This is a genomic window from Candidatus Thiodiazotropha sp. LNASS1 (assembly GCF_964212655.1).
In the GTDB taxonomy this organism is placed as follows: domain Bacteria; phylum Pseudomonadota; class Gammaproteobacteria; order Chromatiales; family Chromatiaceae; genus Thiodiazotropha.
This window is the reverse complement of record NZ_OZ156465.1, coordinates 2,942,228-2,961,428: the sequence shown is the minus strand read 5'-3', so window position 1 is coordinate 2,961,428 and position 19,201 is coordinate 2,942,228. Positions and strand designations below refer to the sequence as shown.

General features: G+C 49.5%; 18 protein-coding genes and 1 pseudogene. 6 read left to right on the top strand and 13 right to left on the bottom strand.

All coding sequences use genetic code 11. The annotated features are described in order from the left end of the window. Positions 1 to 972, top strand: coding sequence for a DUF58 domain-containing protein (locus tag AB8516_RS12990; RefSeq protein WP_369161238.1), 972 nt, complete (start codon positions 1 to 3; stop codon positions 970 to 972). Next, positions 878 to 2,938, top strand: a complete 2,061-nt coding sequence (locus tag AB8516_RS12985; RefSeq protein ID WP_369161236.1) for a DUF3488 and DUF4129 domain-containing transglutaminase family protein — start codon at positions 878 to 880, stop codon at positions 2,936 to 2,938. Before AB8516_RS12990 ends, AB8516_RS12985 begins: the two co-directional genes overlap by 95 nt. Before the next feature lie 6 nt (positions 2,939 to 2,944). Here the strand turns inward: AB8516_RS12985 and AB8516_RS12980 are convergent, their stop codons facing one another. The 6 genes from AB8516_RS12980 to rpmH form a co-directional block, all read right to left on the bottom strand. Further along, complete coding sequence (locus tag AB8516_RS12980) at positions 2,945 to 3,181, bottom strand: YdcH family protein (RefSeq protein ID WP_069121021.1); 237 nt, start codon at positions 3,179 to 3,181, stop codon at positions 2,945 to 2,947. Between the two features lie 133 nt (positions 3,182 to 3,314). Further along, the gene (gene mnmE, locus AB8516_RS12975) at positions 3,315 to 4,661 is read right to left on the bottom strand and encodes a tRNA uridine-5-carboxymethylaminomethyl(34) synthesis GTPase MnmE (protein ID WP_369161234.1); all 1,347 of its coding nucleotides are present in this window, start codon (positions 4,659 to 4,661) and stop codon (positions 3,315 to 3,317) included. Between the two features lie 18 nt (positions 4,662 to 4,679). Continuing rightward, the gene (gene yidC / locus AB8516_RS12970; protein WP_369161232.1) at positions 4,680 to 6,344 is read right to left on the bottom strand and encodes a membrane protein insertase YidC; all 1,665 of its coding nucleotides are present in this window, start codon (positions 6,342 to 6,344) and stop codon (positions 4,680 to 4,682) included. Continuing rightward, positions 6,337 to 6,573 carry a membrane protein insertion efficiency factor YidD gene (gene yidD / locus AB8516_RS12965; RefSeq protein ID WP_069121018.1) on the bottom strand — a complete coding sequence of 79 codons (237 nt, stop codon included), beginning with the start codon at positions 6,571 to 6,573 and terminating at the stop codon, positions 6,337 to 6,339. The genes yidC and yidD overlap by 8 nt, the downstream gene beginning before the upstream one ends. Beyond that, positions 6,558 to 6,923: a ribonuclease P protein component gene (gene rnpA / locus AB8516_RS12960; protein WP_369161230.1), complete on the bottom strand. Its 366-nt coding sequence runs from the start codon at positions 6,921 to 6,923 to the stop codon at positions 6,558 to 6,560. Before rnpA ends, yidD begins: the two co-directional genes overlap by 16 nt. A 13-nt stretch (positions 6,924 to 6,936) precedes the next feature. Beyond that, complete coding sequence (gene rpmH / locus AB8516_RS12955) at positions 6,937 to 7,071, bottom strand: 50S ribosomal protein L34 (protein WP_069121016.1); 135 nt, start codon at positions 7,069 to 7,071, stop codon at positions 6,937 to 6,939. 265 nt (positions 7,072 to 7,336) lie between these two features. On the opposite strand from rpmH, the gene dnaA reads away from it, so the two are divergent. The 4 genes from dnaA to gyrB all read left to right on the top strand — a co-directional run bounded on the left by dnaA (position 7,337) and on the right by gyrB (position 13,624). Next, positions 7,337 to 8,671 (top strand): chromosomal replication initiator protein DnaA, encoded by a 1,335-nt coding sequence (gene dnaA / locus AB8516_RS12950; RefSeq protein WP_108293767.1) that lies wholly within the window; start codon positions 7,337 to 7,339, stop codon positions 8,669 to 8,671. A 226-nt stretch (positions 8,672 to 8,897) separates the two neighbouring features. Continuing rightward, positions 8,898 to 9,998 (top strand): DNA polymerase III subunit beta, encoded by a 1,101-nt coding sequence (gene dnaN / locus AB8516_RS12945; protein ID WP_369161227.1) that lies wholly within the window; start codon positions 8,898 to 8,900, stop codon positions 9,996 to 9,998. Positions 9,999 to 10,034: 36 nt separating this feature from the next. After that, positions 10,035 to 11,111: a DNA replication/repair protein RecF gene (gene recF / locus AB8516_RS12940; protein ID WP_369161225.1), complete on the top strand. Its 1,077-nt coding sequence runs from the start codon at positions 10,035 to 10,037 to the stop codon at positions 11,109 to 11,111. Between the two features lie 107 nt (positions 11,112 to 11,218). Further along, positions 11,219 to 13,624: a DNA topoisomerase (ATP-hydrolyzing) subunit B gene (gyrB, locus tag AB8516_RS12935; protein WP_369161223.1), complete on the top strand. Its 2,406-nt coding sequence runs from the start codon at positions 11,219 to 11,221 to the stop codon at positions 13,622 to 13,624. A 217-nt stretch (positions 13,625 to 13,841) separates the two neighbouring features. On the opposite strand, the gene AB8516_RS12930 is transcribed toward gyrB, so the two are convergent. The 7 genes and pseudogenes from AB8516_RS12930 to AB8516_RS12900 form a co-directional block, all read right to left on the bottom strand. Then, positions 13,842 to 14,564, bottom strand: a complete 723-nt coding sequence (locus AB8516_RS12930; protein ID WP_369161222.1) for a lysophospholipid acyltransferase family protein — start codon at positions 14,562 to 14,564, stop codon at positions 13,842 to 13,844. Next, the gene (gene gmhB, locus AB8516_RS12925) at positions 14,561 to 15,115 is read right to left on the bottom strand and encodes a D-glycero-beta-D-manno-heptose 1,7-bisphosphate 7-phosphatase (protein WP_369161220.1); all 555 of its coding nucleotides are present in this window, start codon (positions 15,113 to 15,115) and stop codon (positions 14,561 to 14,563) included. Before gmhB ends, AB8516_RS12930 begins: the two co-directional genes overlap by 4 nt. 18 nt (positions 15,116 to 15,133) lie before the next feature. Then, positions 15,134 to 15,469, bottom strand: coding sequence for a MazG nucleotide pyrophosphohydrolase domain-containing protein (locus tag AB8516_RS12920; RefSeq protein WP_369161218.1), 336 nt, complete (start codon positions 15,467 to 15,469; stop codon positions 15,134 to 15,136). Further along, a complete protein-coding gene (locus tag AB8516_RS12915; protein ID WP_369163280.1) occupies positions 15,466 to 15,855 on the bottom strand; it encodes a DALR anticodon-binding domain-containing protein in 390 nt (129 codons plus the stop codon). The genes AB8516_RS12920 and AB8516_RS12915 overlap by 4 nt, the downstream gene beginning before the upstream one ends. Before the next feature lie 108 nt (positions 15,856 to 15,963). Beyond that, a pseudogene (gene glyS / locus AB8516_RS12910) lies at positions 15,964 to 17,555 on the bottom strand (glycine--tRNA ligase subunit beta); the annotation flags it as partial. After that, entirely contained in the window at positions 17,548 to 18,486 is a 939-nt protein-coding gene (gene glyQ, locus AB8516_RS12905) for a glycine--tRNA ligase subunit alpha (RefSeq protein WP_369161216.1), read from the bottom strand. The gene glyQ and the pseudogene glyS, both read right to left, overlap by 8 nt. Positions 18,487 to 18,718: 232 nt before the next feature. After that, a complete protein-coding gene (locus AB8516_RS12900; protein WP_369161214.1) occupies positions 18,719 to 19,168 on the bottom strand; it encodes a DUF2780 domain-containing protein in 450 nt (149 codons plus the stop codon). Positions 19,169 to 19,201: the final 33 nt, after the last annotated feature.

The window sequence follows — 19,201 nt, the reverse complement described above, 5'->3', positions numbered from 1 at the left end:
ATGACAACGATAACGACAGGACAGTGGCTGAAGAGCTTTCGCCGACGCGGGCGGCCGGAATCCCGCGGCAGGGTCCGCATAGTAGCGCGCAGCATCTATATCCTGCCGACCCGCCAGGGAATGCTATTGGCCCTGTTACTGATGTTGATGCTGGCCGGTTCTATCAACTATGGCAGTAATCTGGGTCACTTGATGACTTTTCTGCTCGGCGGTATCTGGCTGATATGCATACTGCATACCTGGCGTAATCTACTCGGCCTGATGATACAGCCAGGTGAGGCTGCATCGGTCTTTGCCGGCCAAACCGCCGATTTTACCCTCCGGGTAATGAATGACGGTACGGCCGATCGTTATGGGATTGCCATCAAATCCAGAAACCAGCTTGGTGGTAGTGTCGATGTCAAAGCCGGCTCGCATGGCGAGCTGCATTTACCGATCAAGACAGAACGGCGCGGTCTTCTGCCAATACCTGAAATCATCATACAGACCACCTATCCACTCGGTCTCTTTCGAGCCTGGAGTTATGCTCAGCTTGAGCAAAGCTGTCTTGTCTATCCCAAACCGGCCAAACAGGGTGAACCACCAACTACGGCGATCTACAGTCACAGCGACAGTGGTGACAGAGGCGTTGGTGCCGACGACTTCATAGGTTTGCGCAGCTACCGTGTAGGTGATTCGCCACGTCAAATCGACTGGAAGGCACAGGCCAGGGAGCGGGGGCTGCTGAGCAAGCAGTTTGGTGGTGACAGGAGTGAACAGGTCAGTCTCGATTGGGAGCTGCTGAAAGCGTTCGAAACCGAACACCGTCTCAGCCTGCTCTGTCGATTTGTTTTACAGGCTGAGGAACAGGAGCAATCTTACAGTCTGCAGATGCCTGGTGAAAAGATTCCTACCGGCTCGGGACCCTTACATCAACAACGTTGTCTCTCACTGCTTGCCCGCTACGGCACTGACAATGAAACAGCCGGTTGACTACACGGTAACGCCGGCTTTCTTGTCGAAGCTCACCCTGATCATGGGCTTGGCGTTATTGCCGCACGTCAGCAACATCCCGCTAAACATTTCACTCTATTTATCTCTAATATTCATATGGCGCATAGCCAGTCTCTATTCAAGCAGGCTGCAACCCGGACGCTGGTTGCTTATGGCGGTTACTCTCGTCTCAATCGCTATCGTCTATTCGCAATACCAGACCCTGCTGGGTCGAGATGCGGGTGTCGCGCTATTGGGAATGATGTTAATGCTGAAGGTAATGGAGATAAAAAAGCGCAGGGAAATCTATATTTCAGTATTTATCTCCTATTTTGTCATCATTACACAATTCCTGTTCAGCCAATCATTACTGTTGACACTCTATCTCATCATCATCGTTACTTGTCTCACAGCGCTGTTATCGGAGATGAACCAGGTAATACCGGCATCCTATTTCCTGCAACCTCTCATCAAAGCGTTTCAAATAACTACCCAGGCACTACCCATAGCAATTATCCTGTTCATAGTATTTCCACGTATCACTCAACCGCTGTGGAGCTTTGGGCCAGAATCGGCAGCTCGGACCGGTCTCAGTGATCGAGTCACACCTGGTTCAGTCAGTAACCTTATCGAGTCATCAGAGGTGGCATTCAGAGCGGAATTCAAACATAACCCACCACCAGTCCAGCAACGCTATTGGCGTGGTTTGGTTCTGTGGGATACCGACGGATACAGTTGGTACTCGGATAAAGCATGGCCTAAAACACATAACAACACAAAGTTAATTATATCTGGCCAACCAGTCAAATATGAAATCTTCCTGGAACCACATGATGAAGATTGGCTTATTGCTCTCGATGTACCTCTTGAAGCGCCAGCAAGTAGCAGACTTACATATGACTTTCAACTGGTTCACAACAAGCCGGTATCTCAACCAATAAACTACAGCCTTCAATCCATGACCCAGTATCGCATGAAAAAGTTGTCAAAAAAGTTACGTAAAAGGGCATTACAAATTGGCGATACGGTGACGACACGACAGCGTGAATTGGTTGCCAGTTGGCAGGCTGAATCTAGAAACAACAAGGAGATTGTTGGACAGGCATTGCGCTATTTCAACACAAACCCATTTGTATACACACTCTCTCCACCTACATATTTCATCAATCCCGTGGATGAGTTTCTATTTGAAGACAAGTCCGGCTTTTGTGAACACTATGCCACGAGCTTCAGTCAATTAATGCGAATTGCAGGTATACCTTCACGTCTGATTTTGGGATATCACGGTGGTGAGTACAACGAATTAGGTGGCTACTTCATTATCCGCCAATATCATGCCCATGTCTGGTCAGAAATATGGTTGGAGGATCAGGGTTGGGTAAGAGTCGACCCCACTGCAGCCGTCGCCCCGGAGCGCATAGAATACCCCTTACGACTGACATTCGGTGAAGAGGGTGCACCGGCCCTATTTGAGATAGGAGGAAGTGGATTGGCTGCATCGATAGTACGTCAGTTTGCCAATGTCCTTGATAGTTTCAATATCCAATGGCGTCGTTGGATTATCGGCTACAGTAAGGAACACCAGTTCACCCTGATGCGTAAATTCGAACTAGAAAACTATTCCACGATACAAAGGAGCCTGATCACACTGGGACTGGTGTTGACCATATTAATAACTATAGCCTTTATAACCATCCACCAGGGCAGGTTACGGCTCACCCCAACACAACAACTCTATCAACGCTTTTGCAAAAAGCTGTCAAACCTTGGCATCACCCGCAGAGCCTATGAGGGTCCGATGGATTATGCAAAGCGGGCTGCTCGTAACCGTCCGGATCTGGCGGACCAGATTATGACGATCATCGATCTCTACATCAGGCTGCGCTATGCCTCTCAAACGAGGGACTATGAACAACAGCGTACATTTGCGCGACAGGTTCGTCAGTTTCGCCCGCGACGAAGATAGCCTCAATCAGCCATGTAAGAAGGCATACAGCCTGTCTTTCAACAATACCCGGCGCTTCTTCATCTCCTCCATATGGAAATCCGAAACAGGGTTGTGCAACTCCTCAAGATTGCGGATGTGCGCATCCAGCCAGTCATATTCATCCATCAAATTGTGGAAGACATCGTTACTGGCGCGTAATTCGGCAATTTTATCGGCATATTCCGGAAATTCATGTAACAGATCATGGGGTTCACCCAACATAATTTCGCCTCCTCATTCATTACGTTAACCTATTGCACCACAGTTAGCCCCGACTTTACCATGGCTGCAATGTGCTTGATCAAAAAAAACGTCAATGATGCGGCTTCAATTACCCACTGCCTGAAGTCATACCCTATTTTCCGATACAGAAGCTACTGAAGATACGCCCTAACAGGTCATCAGCCGTGAATTCACCGGTAATCTCAGATAACGATTGTTGGGCCAGGCGCAGATCTTCAGCCAGCAATTCGCCCGCCTGGTCTCGTTGCAGGCTCAACTCCCCTTGACGGAGATGCCCGATGGCACGTTCCAGGGCATCCAGATGACGGCGTCTGGCGATAAAATCACCCTCTCCCAGATGCCGGTAACCCACACACTGTTTAAGGTGGGTAGTCAGCAGATCGATGCCATCGCCACGGGTGGCCGACAAGGCAACCTCAACCTCTGACTCATCCTCAAGTATGCCGGGAGTGTTGCCGGCAATATCGATTTTATTGCGGATCAGAGTGACCGGGACACCCTTTGGCAATTGATCTCGATCGATGGCGAGGTGATGCGGATCAATAGAATCGTCAAAAACCCAAAGTACCCGGTCAGCCTGCTCGATCTCCTTTTTTGCGCGACGAATCCCTTCTGCTTCAACCGGGTCATGACTCTCCCGCAGACCTGCGGTATCGATAATATGCAGCGGCATGCCATCGATGGTAATACGTTCACGCAGCAGATCCCTGGTGGTGCCGGGTATATCGTTGACGATCGCGGCCTCGGCGCCGGCCAGAGCGTTCAACAGGCTCGATTTACCGGCATTCGGTCTGCCCGCGATTACCAGGGTCAATCCATCTCTCAGCAATCTGCCGCTATGTGCGCTTTGACGAGTCAATTCGATCTCATCGAGGATTGAATGTAAACGCTCACTGACATTACTGCAGGTGAGAAAGTCGATCTCCTCCTCTGGGAAGTCGATCGCTGACTCCACATAGAGACGCAATTCGATCAATGACTCCACCAGCCGGTCTATCTTGTTTGAGAATGCTCCTTGCAAGGTACGCGTGGCCGATCGAGCCGCAGCCTGGCTTTCCGCATCGATCAGATCTGCTATCGCTTCGGCCTGCACCAGATCGAGCTTGCCGTTTAGGAAGGCCCGTTCGCTGAACTCACCCGGTCGTGCGAGGCGTGCGCCCAACTGAAGTGTGCGTTGGAGCAGCAGATCCATAACAACCGGACCACCGTGCCCCTGCAATTCAAGCACATCCTCACCGGTGAATGAGTGGGGCTTGGGGAAAAAAATGGCCAGACCACTATCGATCACCGCGCGATCCTGATCGAGAAACGGCATAAAGCACGCTTGTCTGGGTGATGGTATTGTATCCAACAGCGCGTCGGCGATATCTCTGCATGCGGGCCCACTGATGCGGACGATGCCCACACTCCCTCGCCCCTGGGGGGTCGCTACAGCCGCGATGGTATCAACCGGCTGCATGGTGTTAACAAACCCTGATCAGTTCGCCGCTTGTTCGATCTTGCGCGTGATATACCACTGTTGAGCAATCGATATCAGATTGTTGACCACCCAATAGAGCACCAGCCCGGCAGGGAAGAAAGCAAAGAATATGGTGAACACAAATGGCAGTGTCATCATGATCTTCGCCTGCATCGGATCAGGTGGCGCCGGATTGAGTTTCTGTTGCACGAACATGGAGACACCCATGATCAATGGCAATATGAAATAGGGATCCTTTTCCGACAGGCTTTCAATCCACAGAACCCACGGTGCCTGTCGCAACTCCACGCTCTCCAGCAACACCCAGTAGAGGGCGATGAAAACAGGTATTTGAACCAATATGGGCAGACAACCGCCGAGTGGGTTTATCTTCTCCTTTTTATAGAGCTCCATCATGGCGGCCTGAACGCGTTGCTTGTCATCGCCATAGCGATCCTTTATCGCCTGTATCCTGGGCGTGAACTTACGCATATTCGCCATCGACTTGTAGCTGGTTTCCGACAGCTTGAAAAAAGCCGCCTTTATCAGCAGGGTGAGAATGATAATCGCCCAACCCCAGTTGCCGACCCAGGTGTGGATAGTCTTTAAAAGCCAGAAGATCGGTTTCGCTATCACGGTGAGCCAGCCGTAATCGACGGTCAGTTCGAGTCCTTCCGCAATAACCTCCAGCTGATCCTGCAGCTTCGGACCAACATAGAGTCTGCGGGTCAGAGTGGTGCTTTCACCAGCCGGCACGGTTACTGTGGGAGAGTAACTACCGATCAAATATTTTCCACCAGCGAGCGCATTGGTATAGTAATGCTCAACCTGATCCTTGGGCGGTATCCAAGCACTCAGAAAATAGTGCTGAATCATCGCCAGCCACCCCTGATCCGATTCGACATTCAGCTTCTTCTTCGCCATATCGTCGAAGTCCACCTTTTCGTACTTGTCCTGAGGGTTATAGAAGACCCCGCCCGTGTAGGTGTAGGTGGTAAAACCGTTGCCGTCACTACTTGGTTCCATTCGCTGTAACTGACCGTAATCCCTGGCTGCCCATCCCACGGCGGATTGGTTATCTATCTGATAGCGAACATCGGCAAGGTAACTGCCGGGGCGGAATATGAACTCTTTGGTGACCTGAATGCCATCACTATGTGTCCAGACCAATGGCACCACCAGTTCATCGCTGCCATCAACCATTTTGTAGTGGCCCTGTTGAACCTGGTATATCGCTTCATGGTCGGGCGCCTTCCCTTTTTCGCTGCCGATCAGGCCTGATTGGGCGATGAAGATGTCGGGTTCCCGAGGACTCAGAAGCTCGACTTTCACTTCAGGTTGCTCAAGGGATATGGGGTAATCGAGCAGCAGCGCCTTCTGCACCGTTCCACCCCGGGTGGATATCTCCAGCTTCATCAAATCCGTTTCGACGTTTACGATTTTCGCCTGGATGGATCCGGCGGAGCCATCCGCGTTCACAGGCCCGGCGGCGGCAGGCAATTCAGCCGTTACCTCTACTGTCGGTACAGCAGCGGCATCAGCCGAAGTGTCAACGCTTGCCGGAGTAGATGCGCTCTGTGGTTTCTGCTGGGTTTGCGGACCATAGTCCTGTTGCCAGGCTTGATAGAGCAGCAAACCAACGAAGGCGAGAACAAAGAATAGGATCAGTCGTATATTATCCATGTAACTGCTTTTTTCGGGGTTCGGGTACCGGATCTACACCGCCTTCATGCCAAGGATGACAGCGGGAGACTCGTTTGATAGAGAGCCAGAGACCCTGCAGGGTACCGTGCTTTTCCAAGGCCTCCAACGCATAGGTGGAACAACTGGGATAAAAACGGCAATGCTGTCCCACAAACGGGCTCAGGATCGTTTGGTAGAGCTTGATCAGAGAGATCACGATGCGGCGCATTTTTCCACCATCTTTCGCCAATGTTGTTCAAGGGAATTCAAACATTGCCTATTCTCGGCATTTACAGCGCCATGTCTAGACACAACCACCAGATCGAGTCCGGTGAGCAGCGCCTGGTTTAGTCTGAAACTTTCCCGAATCAGACGCTTGATGCGGTTTCTATGTACGGCACTGGGACAGCTTTTTTTTGAAACCGCCAAACCGAGTCGTGCGCAATCAAGCTGATTGGATCCGGCCAGCACCAGAAACAAGCTATCGGAAGAGCGTTCCCCATCACCAAAAACCCGACGGTAGTCGCCGGGCTTAACAAGTCTGCAACGACGGGGAAAAGTCCCTTCGGATGTTGGCAAGGAGCGTATATATTCAGAGTGCCAGGCGTGCACGTCCCTTGGCCCGACGTGCCTTCAGCACCTTGCGGCCGTTACGTGTTGCCATACGCGCACGGAAACCGTGGGTACGCGCCTTCTTCAGATTACTTGGTTGAAAGGTTCTTTTCATAGCTGCTTACCGGTAGATCCGCCAATAAATTGAAAAATAATTTATGGTCGAAAAAAAGACGCGTAGCCTAGTCCTAAACACCAGTCCCTGTCAATAGACAATCCGCTAAAAAAAGTGGACGCCTACTCCCATTCGGCTATAGATAACTGCTCCGACCGCAGGTAGACTTGACAGTTCGAAAGGGTATGGCCAGAGGGCGTCACAGAGCCGGTTAGCTGGTTATAGGAATCGATCTCAACTCATCCAACGCTGCTGGAGAGAGAACTTGAACCTTTGGCAACGATGTACAGAACATCTTGAGCAGGTGTTATCACCTCAACAGTACAACACCTGGATACGCCCGCTGCAAATCGTTGAAGATCAAAACCATCTGAAACTTCTCGCACCCAACCGATTCGTACTGGATTGGGTACGCAATCACTACCTGGATACAATTCAGGATCATCTGAATAGTTTGTGTGATGGCAATCCGCCGACCGTCAAAGTGGAGATCGGCAGCAAACGACGGCCTACACAGAAACAGAACAATCAGGTTAACTCCAACAAGCTTACCGCATCCGAGGAGAAGACCCCTTCGATCGACAGCAACCTCAATCAAAGCTTCGTATTCGATACATTTGTCGAAGGAAAATCGAACCAGATCGCACGCGCTGCCTCCATTCAGATCGGTGAAAATCCCGGAAAGGCCTATAACCCGCTCTTTATCTATGGGGGTGTGGGCCTGGGAAAGACCCATCTCATGCATGCGGTGGGCAATATGATGCTGAAGAAAAATCCGCAGGCACGTGTAGTCTATCTTCATTCGGAACGATTCGTCGCCGAGATGGTAAAGGCGTTACAACACAACACCATCGAACAATTTAAGAAGCACTATCGCTCAGTCAATGCCCTGTTGATCGACGATATACAATTTTTCGCCGGCAAGGAGCGCTCTCAGGAAGAGTTTTTCCACACATTCAATGCACTATTCGAATCCCAGCAACAGATCATCCTCTCCAGCGATCGCTTCCCGAAAGAGGTCAGCGGACTGGAAGAGAGGCTCAAGTCGCGATTTGGTTGGGGCTTGACCGTCGCCATAGAACCCCCTGATCTGGAGACACGGGTCGCCATCCTGCAAAGCAAAGCGCTGCAATTGAATGTCGAACTGCCAAATGAAGTCGCTTTTTTCATGGGCAAGCGGATCCGCTCCAATATCCGGGAGTTGGAAGGGGCACTACGCAGAGTCATTGCCAACGCCACCTTTACAGGACGTGAGATCAATCTCGACTTTGCCAAGAATGCCTTGCGCGACATGCTCGCAGCTCATGACAAACAGATCACGATTGAGAACATTCAAAAGACGGTTGCGGAGTATTTTCAAATCCGCACATCTGATCTAACCTCATCAAAACGCAGCAGATCCATAGCCAGGCCCAGACAGATCGCCATGACACTTGCCAAAGAGCTGACAAATCACAGTCTTCCGGAGATTGGCAATGCCTTTGGCGGAAGAGACCATACAACAGTCATTCACGCCAATCGCAAGGTCAAGGAATTGCGTGAGAGCGACCCCCGTATTTCTGAAGACTATTCCAATCTGTTGAGAACCCTCAGCAGTTAATGTGGATAAAATGTTGAGAAAATCGGGTAAGATTGAAATGCTGAGCTATCCACAAACCATCAACAGATAATTGGCAAGAACAGAATACGGTAAATCACAAAAGAAAATGAAAAAATACTATAAAAAACAATCGGTTAAAAACTTACCCCCATGCTGACCCAAGGTCTAATAATAATAACAGTTCTACTTTCTTAAAAAGAATTAATTAAATGCTGAGTGGATAAACATGAAGATAAAGACAGATAGGGAAAACCTTCTCGAACCAATGCAGAAGATTGCCGGTGTCGTAGAAAGACGCCAAACACTACCTATACTCGCCAATATTCTTGTCAATGCCGGAAACGGCATGATCCAACTCACAGCCACTGACCTCGAAGTCGAATTGAGAACAGAGGCTCAAGTTGAATGTGAGGGAGAGGCCGATTTCACGCTGCCTGCCCGAAAGCTTCTGGACATCTGTAAAGCACTCCCTGAATCTGCACCGATTACACTTGATGTCAGTGAAGACAAGGTTCGCCTACAGTCAGGCAGAAGCCGTTTTTCACTTAGCCTGCTTCCAGCAAGAGACTATCCGGTCATAGAGCCAACACCCAGTAACAACATAATGACCATTAAAGAGGCAACACTCAATCGACTGATTGAAAAGACGCAATTTGCCATGGCTCAACAAGACGTACGTTATTACCTCAACGGCATGTTGTTCGAGATAAACAAGGGCGACTTAAGGACAGTTGCAACGGATGGGCACCGACTGGCTATGAGCCAGGCTATGAACGCTGCGCCAGAAGAGATCAACCAGCAGATCATTCTACCGAGAAAGGCGGTATTGGAATTAGGCCGTTTACTCACAAACAATGACAATGACATCAAAATAGAGTTGAGCAACAGCTATATTCGCGTATTACTTGATAATGCTGTTTTCACATCAAAACTGATCGACGGCAGATTTCCTGAATATCAACGGGTGATGCCTACTGGATCAGACAAAGAAGTCGAGGCAGACAAAAACAGTCTCCGACAATCACTTACCCGTGCATCGATTCTGTCTAATGAAAAATATCGAGGTATACGATTTGAATTAAGAGAAAACCTGTTGCAACTTCAGGCCCACAATCCGGAGCAAGAAGAATCGGAAGAGGAGCTCGAAGTGCAATACAGTGGTGATGAATTGAAAATCGGATTCAATGTTGGATACCTGTTAGACGCAATCAATGCGATAGGAGAGGAGGCAATAATCATAGAACTCAAGGATACAAACAGCAGTGCCCTGATCTATGGTAAGGAAAACGAAGAAAGCAGATACGTTGTAATGCCTATGAGGATCTAGAAATAATTTAGGATTGAAAGGTAGTAACACAACAAATTGCACATAGAAACAATAAAGATCGAAAATCTGCGAAATATTGCCAACGCGGAACTATCCCCACATAAAAAAATAAATATCATTGTCGGGTGCAATGGAGCTGGAAAGACAACCCTATTAGAGTCAATCTATCTGCTTGCCAGAGCACGTTCTTTCAGACAACAAAAAACAGGACGTCTGATAAGAGAGGGCGAGGAGCACCTCAACCTATTTACGTCCTTACAGACGGCAACAAATAACAGACATCACATAGGCTTGCGAAAAACAGTCAGCGGCACTCTGATACGCAAAGATGGCGAGAATCTGAAAAAACGCTCAGATCTTGCTAAATCAATACCACTTTCAATCATCACACCCAATATACAACGCATTATTGAGGATGATCCCAAAAACAGGAGAAGACTCTTAAACTGGGGAATGTTCCACGTGGAACACGAATATGCAAACCTGGTAAATAGGTATAAGAAAGCACTGATTCAGAGAAACAATGCACTACGAGGATCGAGAGAACAGATAAAGGTTTGGGATAGGCAGCTGATCCAGTTGGGTAATGAGATAGATCGGAGAATGTCGGAATATACGAAAAGCTGGAATGAAACGGTCAACACCATAATCGATGTAACAGGCTTAATTAAACCTATCTCACTGAAAGTAAAACAGGGATGGAAAGAGGAATTCACATTAGCTGAGGCATTAGATAGAAATAGCAAAATAGACAAAGAACGCGGTTTTACCAGTTGTGGGCCTCATAGGTCTGATCTGAAAATATTGCAGGATGGAAAACCGATAAAAAATATATTTTCAAGAGGTGAGACAAAAATAGCAGCAGCCATCATGCTGCTGTCTCAGACGAAAATATTAGAAGATAGAACAGGGGAAAGTCCGGTTCTATTAGTCGATGATCTGCATTCAGAACTGGATAGTGAAAGATACGCAAATTTACTCAAGTTGATTGAGGACATGAATGTTCAGAGTTTTGTGACAACACTCGATTCAGATAGGTCAAAAAATCTAATTTCTGCAGATGCTTGTCAAATGTTCCACGTGGAACATGGCGATATTTCTTTTCTGTATTGACCAAGCCTTCTCAAATATAGAAATGGTTCGTATGGATTGAGAATTTATAGGTATAATAGCGCGTTGGATCCCGTTTCCTGGGTTACTGATCTATTCACGGAATTTTTATGAGTTACGATTCATCGAATATTAAGGTTTTGAAAGGTTTAGATGCTGTACGCAAGCGTCCTGGTATGTATATCGGTGATACCGATGATGGTACAGGTCTTCATCACATGGTATTCGAGGTTGTCGATAACTCCATAGATGAAGCACTTGCCGGTTACTGTAATGAAATCAAGGTCACTATCCACTCTGATCAAAGTGTGACAGTGAGCGATAATGGTCGTGGCGTACCCGTTGACGAGCACCCAGAAGAGAAAAAATCCGCCGCTGAAGTCATCATGACTGTCCTCCATGCCGGTGGTAAATTCGATGATAACTCTTACAAAGTATCTGGTGGACTCCATGGTGTAGGTGTCTCAGTGGTCAATGCCTTATCCGAAGAGCTTAAACTGAAGATCCGTCGTCAAGGGAAGATCTGGCGACAGATCTACAAACATGGTGTTCCTCAATCCGACCTGGAAGTGATCGGTGAGACGGAGAGGACTGGCACCAGCGTTACCTTCATGCCGAGTGGTAAGACCTTCAGCAATATTGAATTTCATTACGATATTCTTGCAAAGCGCCTCAGGGAGCTCTCTTTTCTCAACTCTGGAATCAAGATAATCTTGAAAGAGGAGGCTTCCGGAAGAGAGGATATTTTTAAATACGTGGGCGGGATTCTCGCGTTTGTTGAGCACCTCAATCGAAACAAATCACCGTTGCATGAAAAAGTCTTCAGTTTCTGTGATGAGCGCAACGATGTAACGGTCGAGATCGCAATGCAGTGGAATGAGTCATATCAGGAAAATATCTTCTGCTATACCAACAATATTCCACAACGGGATGGTGGTACCCATCTGGCCGGTTTTCGTGCAGCACTGACTCGTACCCTCAATCAATATATTGAGCAAACCGGATTGTCAAAGAAACAGAAGGTCAACACTTCAGGTGATGATGCCAGAGAAGGTCTGACAGCCGTGCTGTCCGTGAAGGTACCGGATCCCAAATTTTCATCTCAGACCAAGGACAAACTTGTCTCTTCAGAGGTGAAGGGTATTGTAGAAACACTCCTCGCTGAAAATCTTAATAATTTTCTTCTTGAGAATCCCGCTGAAGCCAAAAATATCGCGGGTAAAATGTTGGAGGCAGCCCGCGCCAGGGAGGCCGCGAGGAAGGCCAGGGAGATGACGCGGCGCAAAGGCGCCCTGGACATAGCCGGTCTGCCAGGTAAATTGGCCGATTGCCAGGAAAAAGATCCCGCACTCTCCGAACTCTACCTGGTTGAGGGTGATTCAGCCGGGGGCTCCGCCAAACAGGGCAGGGACCGACGATATCAGGCTATATTGCCCTTGAAGGGAAAGATCCTGAATGTTGAGAAGGCCCGTTTCGACAAGATGCTCTCATCCGCAGAAGTGGGTACCCTGATCACCGCACTGGGATGTGGTATTGGCCGAGAGGAGTTCAACCCCGATAAGTTGCGTTACCATCGGGTCATTATCATGACGGATGCCGACGTGGACGGCGCCCATATTCGTACTCTGTTGTTGACCTTTTTCTATCGTCAGATGCCGGAGCTGATCGACAGGGGACATATCTATATTGCTCAGCCGCCGCTCTACAAAGTGAAAAAGGGTAAGCAGGAGCAGTATCTGAAAGATGATCAGGACTTGAACAACTATTTTCTGCAGAGTGCCCTCGACAATGCATCATTAGTGGTTACCAGTGGTGCACCTCCGTTGACGGGTGAGAGTCTTGAAACCCTGTCACGTGCCTTTCTTGCGGTGATGGCCAGTATTCAGCGTCTCTCGCTCAGATATGACGGTGTCTTGCTTGAAAAACTGATCTATATGCCGAAAATGGATGAGGCAATGATCGAAAGCGATAGTGAAATTTCTATTTGGATCAATGAGTTAGAGTCTAGGCTCAATACAGATTTGGGAATCTCGGAATCTTGTACATTGAATCGGGTTGATGAAACGGTTGCCGATGAAGCGGGTATATTACTGACCCGAAAAGTACATGGAATCGGTACTGAACATCTAATCCCGTTCGATTTTTTCAGCAGTGTAGAATACCGTAAGATAGTCGAATTGGGTAGTCAGTTGAATGGGCTGCTAAGTGATGACGCCGTGGTCAAACGGGGTGAGAAGGAACGACCGATTTCAAGTTTCAAACAAGCCCTGGATTGGCTGATGGATGATGCTAAACGGGGGCAGCATGTTCAGCGTTACAAGGGTCTCGGCGAAATGAATCCTGACCAGTTGTGGGAGACTACCATGAATGCCGACAGCCGACGTCTGTTGAAGGTCAGTATTGAAGATGCAGTGGCAGCCGATCAGATCTTTTCAACCCTCATGGGCGATCAGGTCGAGCCTCGACGTGACTTCATCGAGACACATGCATTGACCGTCGAAAATCTTGATGTTTGATTGTTTTGAAAGTCCGCAAATGAACGCTAATAAACGCAAATTTCATTTTTGATATTTAAGCGCTTTATCCAAGCTAGCTAGATCTTTTCAGGACTTGTTTAATAGAAGCAATAATAAGATAAACGTGTTACTGCAAGCAGCACATTACACGCGCAATATGCCCTTATCTTTCTTTATTTGCGTTTATTAGCGTTCATTTGCGGACTCAGTATACCCATCAGCCTCGGCTCTGAGGCAGATGCTCAACCGTAGACTCGATCCATTCCTCAGCCGCTTGATTGATCTTCGCGGCGCTAAGACCCTTTGTCTGGATGAGAGGCCCTATGCGGACATCGATGGTACCGGGGTATTTTCTGATATCGCGCCGGCGCCAGAACACCCCTGCGTTATGCGCGACCGGCAGTACCGAATAACCTGAATTTTCTGCCAACAGCGCACCGCCTATTCCATAGCGTTTGCGTGTCCCCGGGGCAACCCTCGTACCTTCGGGAAATACGAATACGTTCTTTCCCGATTCGAGTCGTTCTGTACCCTGTTCGATGATCTGTTCGACGGCTTTGCGCCCCGATTTACGATCGATGGCGATGGGTTTGAAGTAGTACATTACCCAGCCCATAAAGGGTACGAAAAGTAGTTCTCGCTTCAATACCCATGACTTTGGGCCTGGTATAAGACTGATAAGTGCAATCGTCTCCCAGGCTGATTGGTGTTTGGCGAAGATTATGCAGCTCTCTTCGGGGATATTCTCTTCACCCTGCAGTCTGTATTTTAAACCGCAGATGTGTTCCAGTCCCCACAGATTGATCCGACTCCAGGCATGGTCGAACCAATGGATGCCGTTCTTCGGAAGCGCCCAACCAATCAGTGTACCGACGGTTGCAATTGTAATGGTGCTGGTCAACAGCAGGACAAAATAGAGAATGGATTTGAAAAGGATCATTGGTTAGTTCTTTGTTGTTCGATCAAATGCTCGGTTACGCTAAAGAGATCCTTAAATACAGGTACTTGAGGATAGGTTGCTCTAAGTTTTTCGACCGTTTTCTCGCCGTTGCCAGTGCGAACCAGGATTGGGCTTGCCTTGATACTGATCGCAGCTTGAATATCCCTCAATGAGTCTCCAACCACCGGTACATCCTTGAGTGATTGTTGGGTGCGCTGGCCTATCTCCTCATAGAGGCCTGTTTTGGGTTTTCGGCAGTCGCAGTGGTCATCCGGTCCATGGGGACAAAATAGTATGGCTTCGATGCTTCCGCCCACCGCTTGCACTGCACCAATCATTTTTTGATGAATGGCATTCAATGTCTCGATGTCGAACATGCCGCGGGCAAGACCGGACTGATTTGTGGCTACAAATACACGGTAACCAGCCCGGCTGAGTTTGGCGATGGCCTGCAGGCTGTTGTCGATGGGTATCCATTCTTCGGGGCTCTTTATATATGCGTCCGAATCCTGATTGATTACACCATCCCGATCTAATATGACAAGTTTCACAGAAGTAAGTACTTACTTTTAATCCGCATCACGAAATTCTGAGACCCGGATACGACCGTTGATCATACGGGATTCGCGTATACTGAGTTTTTCCATTTTGTCCCAAAATGCCTGATTGAGATCGAAATCCTCGGCGATGGCAGTCCCCATGACCAGTATTAGAAGATCCGCCACCTCTTCCGCCAATGCCTGTTTACTCTTACCCTTGGTGACACAACTGGAGATCTCGCCCAGCTCCTCCGCCATCAAGGCGACACGATAGGTTAGCTCTTCCCCGCCTGTCTCATGAAAACGATGTTTTTTGTGGAATGCCTTCACCTCCGCGAGCATTTCCTGGTATGAGTCCCGGTTCATTTGTGCCCTTCCTGAGTTTGCAGTCTGGAGATGTCGGCCACGCTGAGGAACAGACCTTCCAGTTGTTTCAACAGTGTCAGGCGATTGTTTCGCACAGTAGTATCATCGGTCATGACCATGACCTGATCGAAAAAATGATCAACCGGTTCCTTGAGGCCCGCCAGTATTTTGAGTCCCTGCGTGTATTCGCCGCGCTCGAACAGAGGTTTGGCCTGGGGTGTCAGTTCATCAAGTTTGTTGGCGAGGGTGCGTTCGGCGTCATCTTGGAAGAGTGAAGGATCGGCGCGTTGCGCCAGTTGTTCTTCGCTCTTTTTCAGGATATTGCGTATGCGTTTGTTCGCCGCGGAGAGGCTTTCCGCTTCCGGTAATTTGCTGAAGTCGTTCATGGCATTGATTCGTCGGTCGAAATCAGCCAGGTTGCCGGGTTCTACTTCGGCTACCGCCTGAAATAGATCGATACTCACACCGTCATCGATGTAAATGCCTCTGAGTCTGTCCATCATGAACTGATGGACTTCATCCACCACAGCTGTTTCTGTCAGTTTGTCTGACATGGATTGTGAAACTGTATCGAGCAGCTCTCGTAGATTAAGCGTAAGTGAGTGCTCACGTATGATGCGTAGCGCACCGAGCGCGGTGCGTCTCAATGCGAAGGGATCCTTATCACCGGTCGGCTTTAAACCTATCCCGAAAATACCGATCAGCGTATCGAGTTTTTCCGCCAGTGAGATAGCGATGCCGTCTTTGTCTGTGGCAGTTGGTCACCGGAGAAGCGCGGCATATAGAACTCATCCAAGGCTTGTGCCAGCTCCGGGTCCTCGCCGTCTCGCAATGCCTGGTAGCGTCCCATGACACCCTGCATGGATGGAAATTCGCCAACCATATGTGTCATGAGATCACATCGGCTCAACAGTCCGGCCCGTTGTGCGAGATCGGGATTACCCTGTATATGGCTTGAGATCTGCTTGGCAAGATCAGCTACACGCGCTGACTTTTCATACATGGATCCAAGCTTGTTCTGAAAGACCACCTTTTTTAGGGATTGCAGATGATCCTCGAGTCTGACCTTGCCATCCTGTTGCCAGAAAAACATCGCATCCGCCAGCCTTGGGCGAATGACGCGCTCATTTCCTTCCCGAATGATTTTCGGCTTCGGGCTTTCGATATTGGCAATGGTGACAAACTGGTTCATCAGTTCGCCATCACTATTGAACAGGGGGAAATATTTCTGATTACCCTTCATGGTGGCGACCAGGGCTTCCTGGGGCACCTCGAGAAAACGCTCTTCAAAACTGGCGGATATCGCCACCGGCCACTCATTAAGTGCGGTCACCTCGTCGAGCAGGTCCGGATCGAAATCGGCTGTGGCGGCGACTTCGGCTGCGCTTTTCTCAACCAAGCTATGTATCTTCTCTCTTCTTTCCTCAAAGCTGGGAATTACATATCCAAGGTCTTGCAGCACCGAGCTGTAGTCTTCCGGATTGTAGATGGTGATTGCTTCCGGGTGATGAAAACGATGACCATAAGTCAGGCGGTCAGACTGTGCATCGAGTATTTCGCAGGGTACAACCTGTTCACCATGAATAAATGTCAACCAGTGTACCGGCCGCACGAATTGCGCCTCGGAATCACCCCAGCGCATGCGCTTGGGTATGGGAAGCTTGTTCAACGCCTGAGTTGCGATCTCCGGCAGAAGGTCGACGGCCGGTTTTCCAGTCTCATGAATACGATAGCTCAGCCACTCCCCCTTGTCGGTTTCCAGGCGTTGCAACTGATCTACCGTGGTATTGCATGAACGGGCAAAGCCCTCCGCAGCCTTGGTCGGTTTACCGGCCTCGTCGAAAGCGGCCTTGATCGCTGGGCCACGCCGGTCGATTTCACGATCGGGTTGACGTATGGCGCAGTCTCGGATCAGCAATGCCAATCGACGTGGAGTGGCATAACTCTCGACCTCTGCGTGACCGAGATTGGCCTGTTCGAGTCCGAGAGTAAAATTCTCTGTGAGTGAGGCAGACAACTGCCTGAGTGCTTTCGGAGGCAACTCTTCGGTGCCGAGTTCGAACAGCAGGTGGGCCTGATCAACCATTGGCGGCCTCCTTTGTTGACGTCAACATAGGAAAGCCGAGTCGTTCGCGGGCGTCATAATAGGCTTGTGCCACATCCCGGGCCAGGCCACGGACTCTTAAGATGTAGCGCTGACGCTCGGTGACTGAGATGGCATGGCGGGCATCCAGCAGATTGAAGGTGTGGGAAGCTTTGAGAACCTGCTCATAGGCCGGTAGCGGCAGACCCAGTTCGATCAACTTTTTGGACTCCTTCTCACACTGGTCGAAATGACCGAACAGGAAGTTCACATCGGCATGTTCGAAATTGTAAGCGGACTGCTCCACTTCGTTCTGATGGAATACATCACCGTAGGTAACAATACCCTGAGGACTTTCGGTCCAAACCAGGTCGAACAGGCTCTCCACCCCCTGAAGGTACATGGCAATACGCTCCAGCCCGTAAGTGATCTCTCCGGTCACGGGACGACAATCCAACCCGCCTACCTGCTGGAAGTAGGTAAACTGGGTTACCTCCATGCCATTCAGCCAGACCTCCCAGCCCAGGCCCCAGGCGCCGAGTGTGGGAGATTCCCAATTGTCTTCCACAAAACGAATGTCGTTGCTATTGAGATCGAGCCCGAGCATCTCGAGGGAACCGAGATAGAGTTGCTGGATATCCTTGGGTGAGGGTTTCAGTACGACCTGATATTGATAATAGTGCTGCAAGCGGTTTGGATTTTCGCCATAGCGACCGTCGGTGGGTCGACGGGAGGGTTGCACATAAGCGGCGTACCAGGGTTCAGGGCCGATTGAACGCAGAAAGGTTGCAGTGTGGAATGTGCCGGCACCCATCTCCATGTCGTAGGGTTGCAGGATGACGCAGCCTTTGTCTGCCCAATAGTCTTGCAAAGCGATGAGCAGATCCTGAAAGGTCCTGATTTCACTTCGATTCGATTCTGTCACTTGATTCACATCGAAACCCCGATTGATGCGGTAGAAAACCGCGTAAGTATAACGATGCTCTCAGTCAATGGCTAACCCGAGCATTGTCGGAGCGTCTGATCGCAGCTGGGCTACAGCATGGTCTGCAGGTGCAGGGTTGTGGATGGTGTCGGTGGTTTGGGTGTTGCGTACCGGCCCTGGGACGGTATTGGCCTCAGCGAGGGCCACTGCACAGATTGAAGGCCTGTGAGGAAGGTTTGATCTACATGGCTAGCGCTCCTTTCATCACTTCCATCACTGTGCCGCCGCCCGCCTGTTGCAGGTATTCGAGTAAGATGGGTGTGAACTGACCGATCATATCCGGTGACAGCCCCAGCTGACTGAACGATGTGGCCAGACTAGCCAGATTGCCCAATCCACTCTCTCCTCCCAACATGGATGCCACGGCGCCGGGTCCACTTGTGGAGTCACTCAATGAGGGTGCGGCGGCGATAAGGCTGTCTATATCGGGCACCACTGCGGCGATCTGGGAGAAATCCTCGTCGGCCAGACGATTTTTTGCCAGTTCGAACAAGGCACCGGCGCCTCCGGCAGCCTGTTCGGTGGTAATACCCAATTGGCTGGTCAGGCTATCCAACAGGTTATCGGCGGATACAGCAGTGGAGGAGAGAAAAAGCAGGCACACAAGGGCCAGGTTACGAACGACATCCATGGTGTACTCCGATTAAAGTCAACGTTTTTCGAT

Bases quoted from the DNA above. Each gene is read 5' to 3' on its own strand.
- AB8516_RS12990 (WP_369161238.1), top strand. From the start codon at position 1: ATGACAACGATAACGACAGGACAGTGGCTGAAGAGCTTTCGCCGACGC.
- AB8516_RS12980 (WP_069121021.1), bottom strand. From the start codon at position 3,181: ATGTTGGGTGAACCCCATGATCTGTTACATGAATTTCCGGAATATGCC.
- mnmE (WP_369161234.1), bottom strand. From the start codon at position 4,661: ATGCAGCCGGTTGATACCATCGCGGCTGTAGCGACCCCCCAGGGGCGA.
- yidC (WP_369161232.1), bottom strand. From the start codon at position 6,344: ATGGATAATATACGACTGATCCTATTCTTTGTTCTCGCCTTCGTTGGT.
- yidD (WP_069121018.1), bottom strand. From the start codon at position 6,573: ATGCGCCGCATCGTGATCTCTCTGATCAAGCTCTACCAAACGATCCTG.
- rpmH (WP_069121016.1), bottom strand. From the start codon at position 7,071: ATGAAAAGAACCTTTCAACCAAGTAATCTGAAGAAGGCGCGTACCCAC.
- dnaN (WP_369161227.1), top strand. From the start codon at position 8,898: ATGAAGATAAAGACAGATAGGGAAAACCTTCTCGAACCAATGCAGAAG.
- gyrB (WP_369161223.1), top strand. From the start codon at position 11,219: ATGAGTTACGATTCATCGAATATTAAGGTTTTGAAAGGTTTAGATGCT.
- AB8516_RS12930 (WP_369161222.1), bottom strand. From the start codon at position 14,564: ATGATCCTTTTCAAATCCATTCTCTATTTTGTCCTGCTGTTGACCAGC.
- AB8516_RS12920 (WP_369161218.1), bottom strand. From the start codon at position 15,469: ATGAACCGGGACTCATACCAGGAAATGCTCGCGGAGGTGAAGGCATTC.
- AB8516_RS12915 (WP_369163280.1), bottom strand. From the start codon at position 15,855: ATGAACGACTTCAGCAAATTACCGGAAGCGGAAAGCCTCTCCGCGGCG.
- AB8516_RS12900 (WP_369161214.1), bottom strand. From the start codon at position 19,168: ATGGATGTCGTTCGTAACCTGGCCCTTGTGTGCCTGCTTTTTCTCTCC.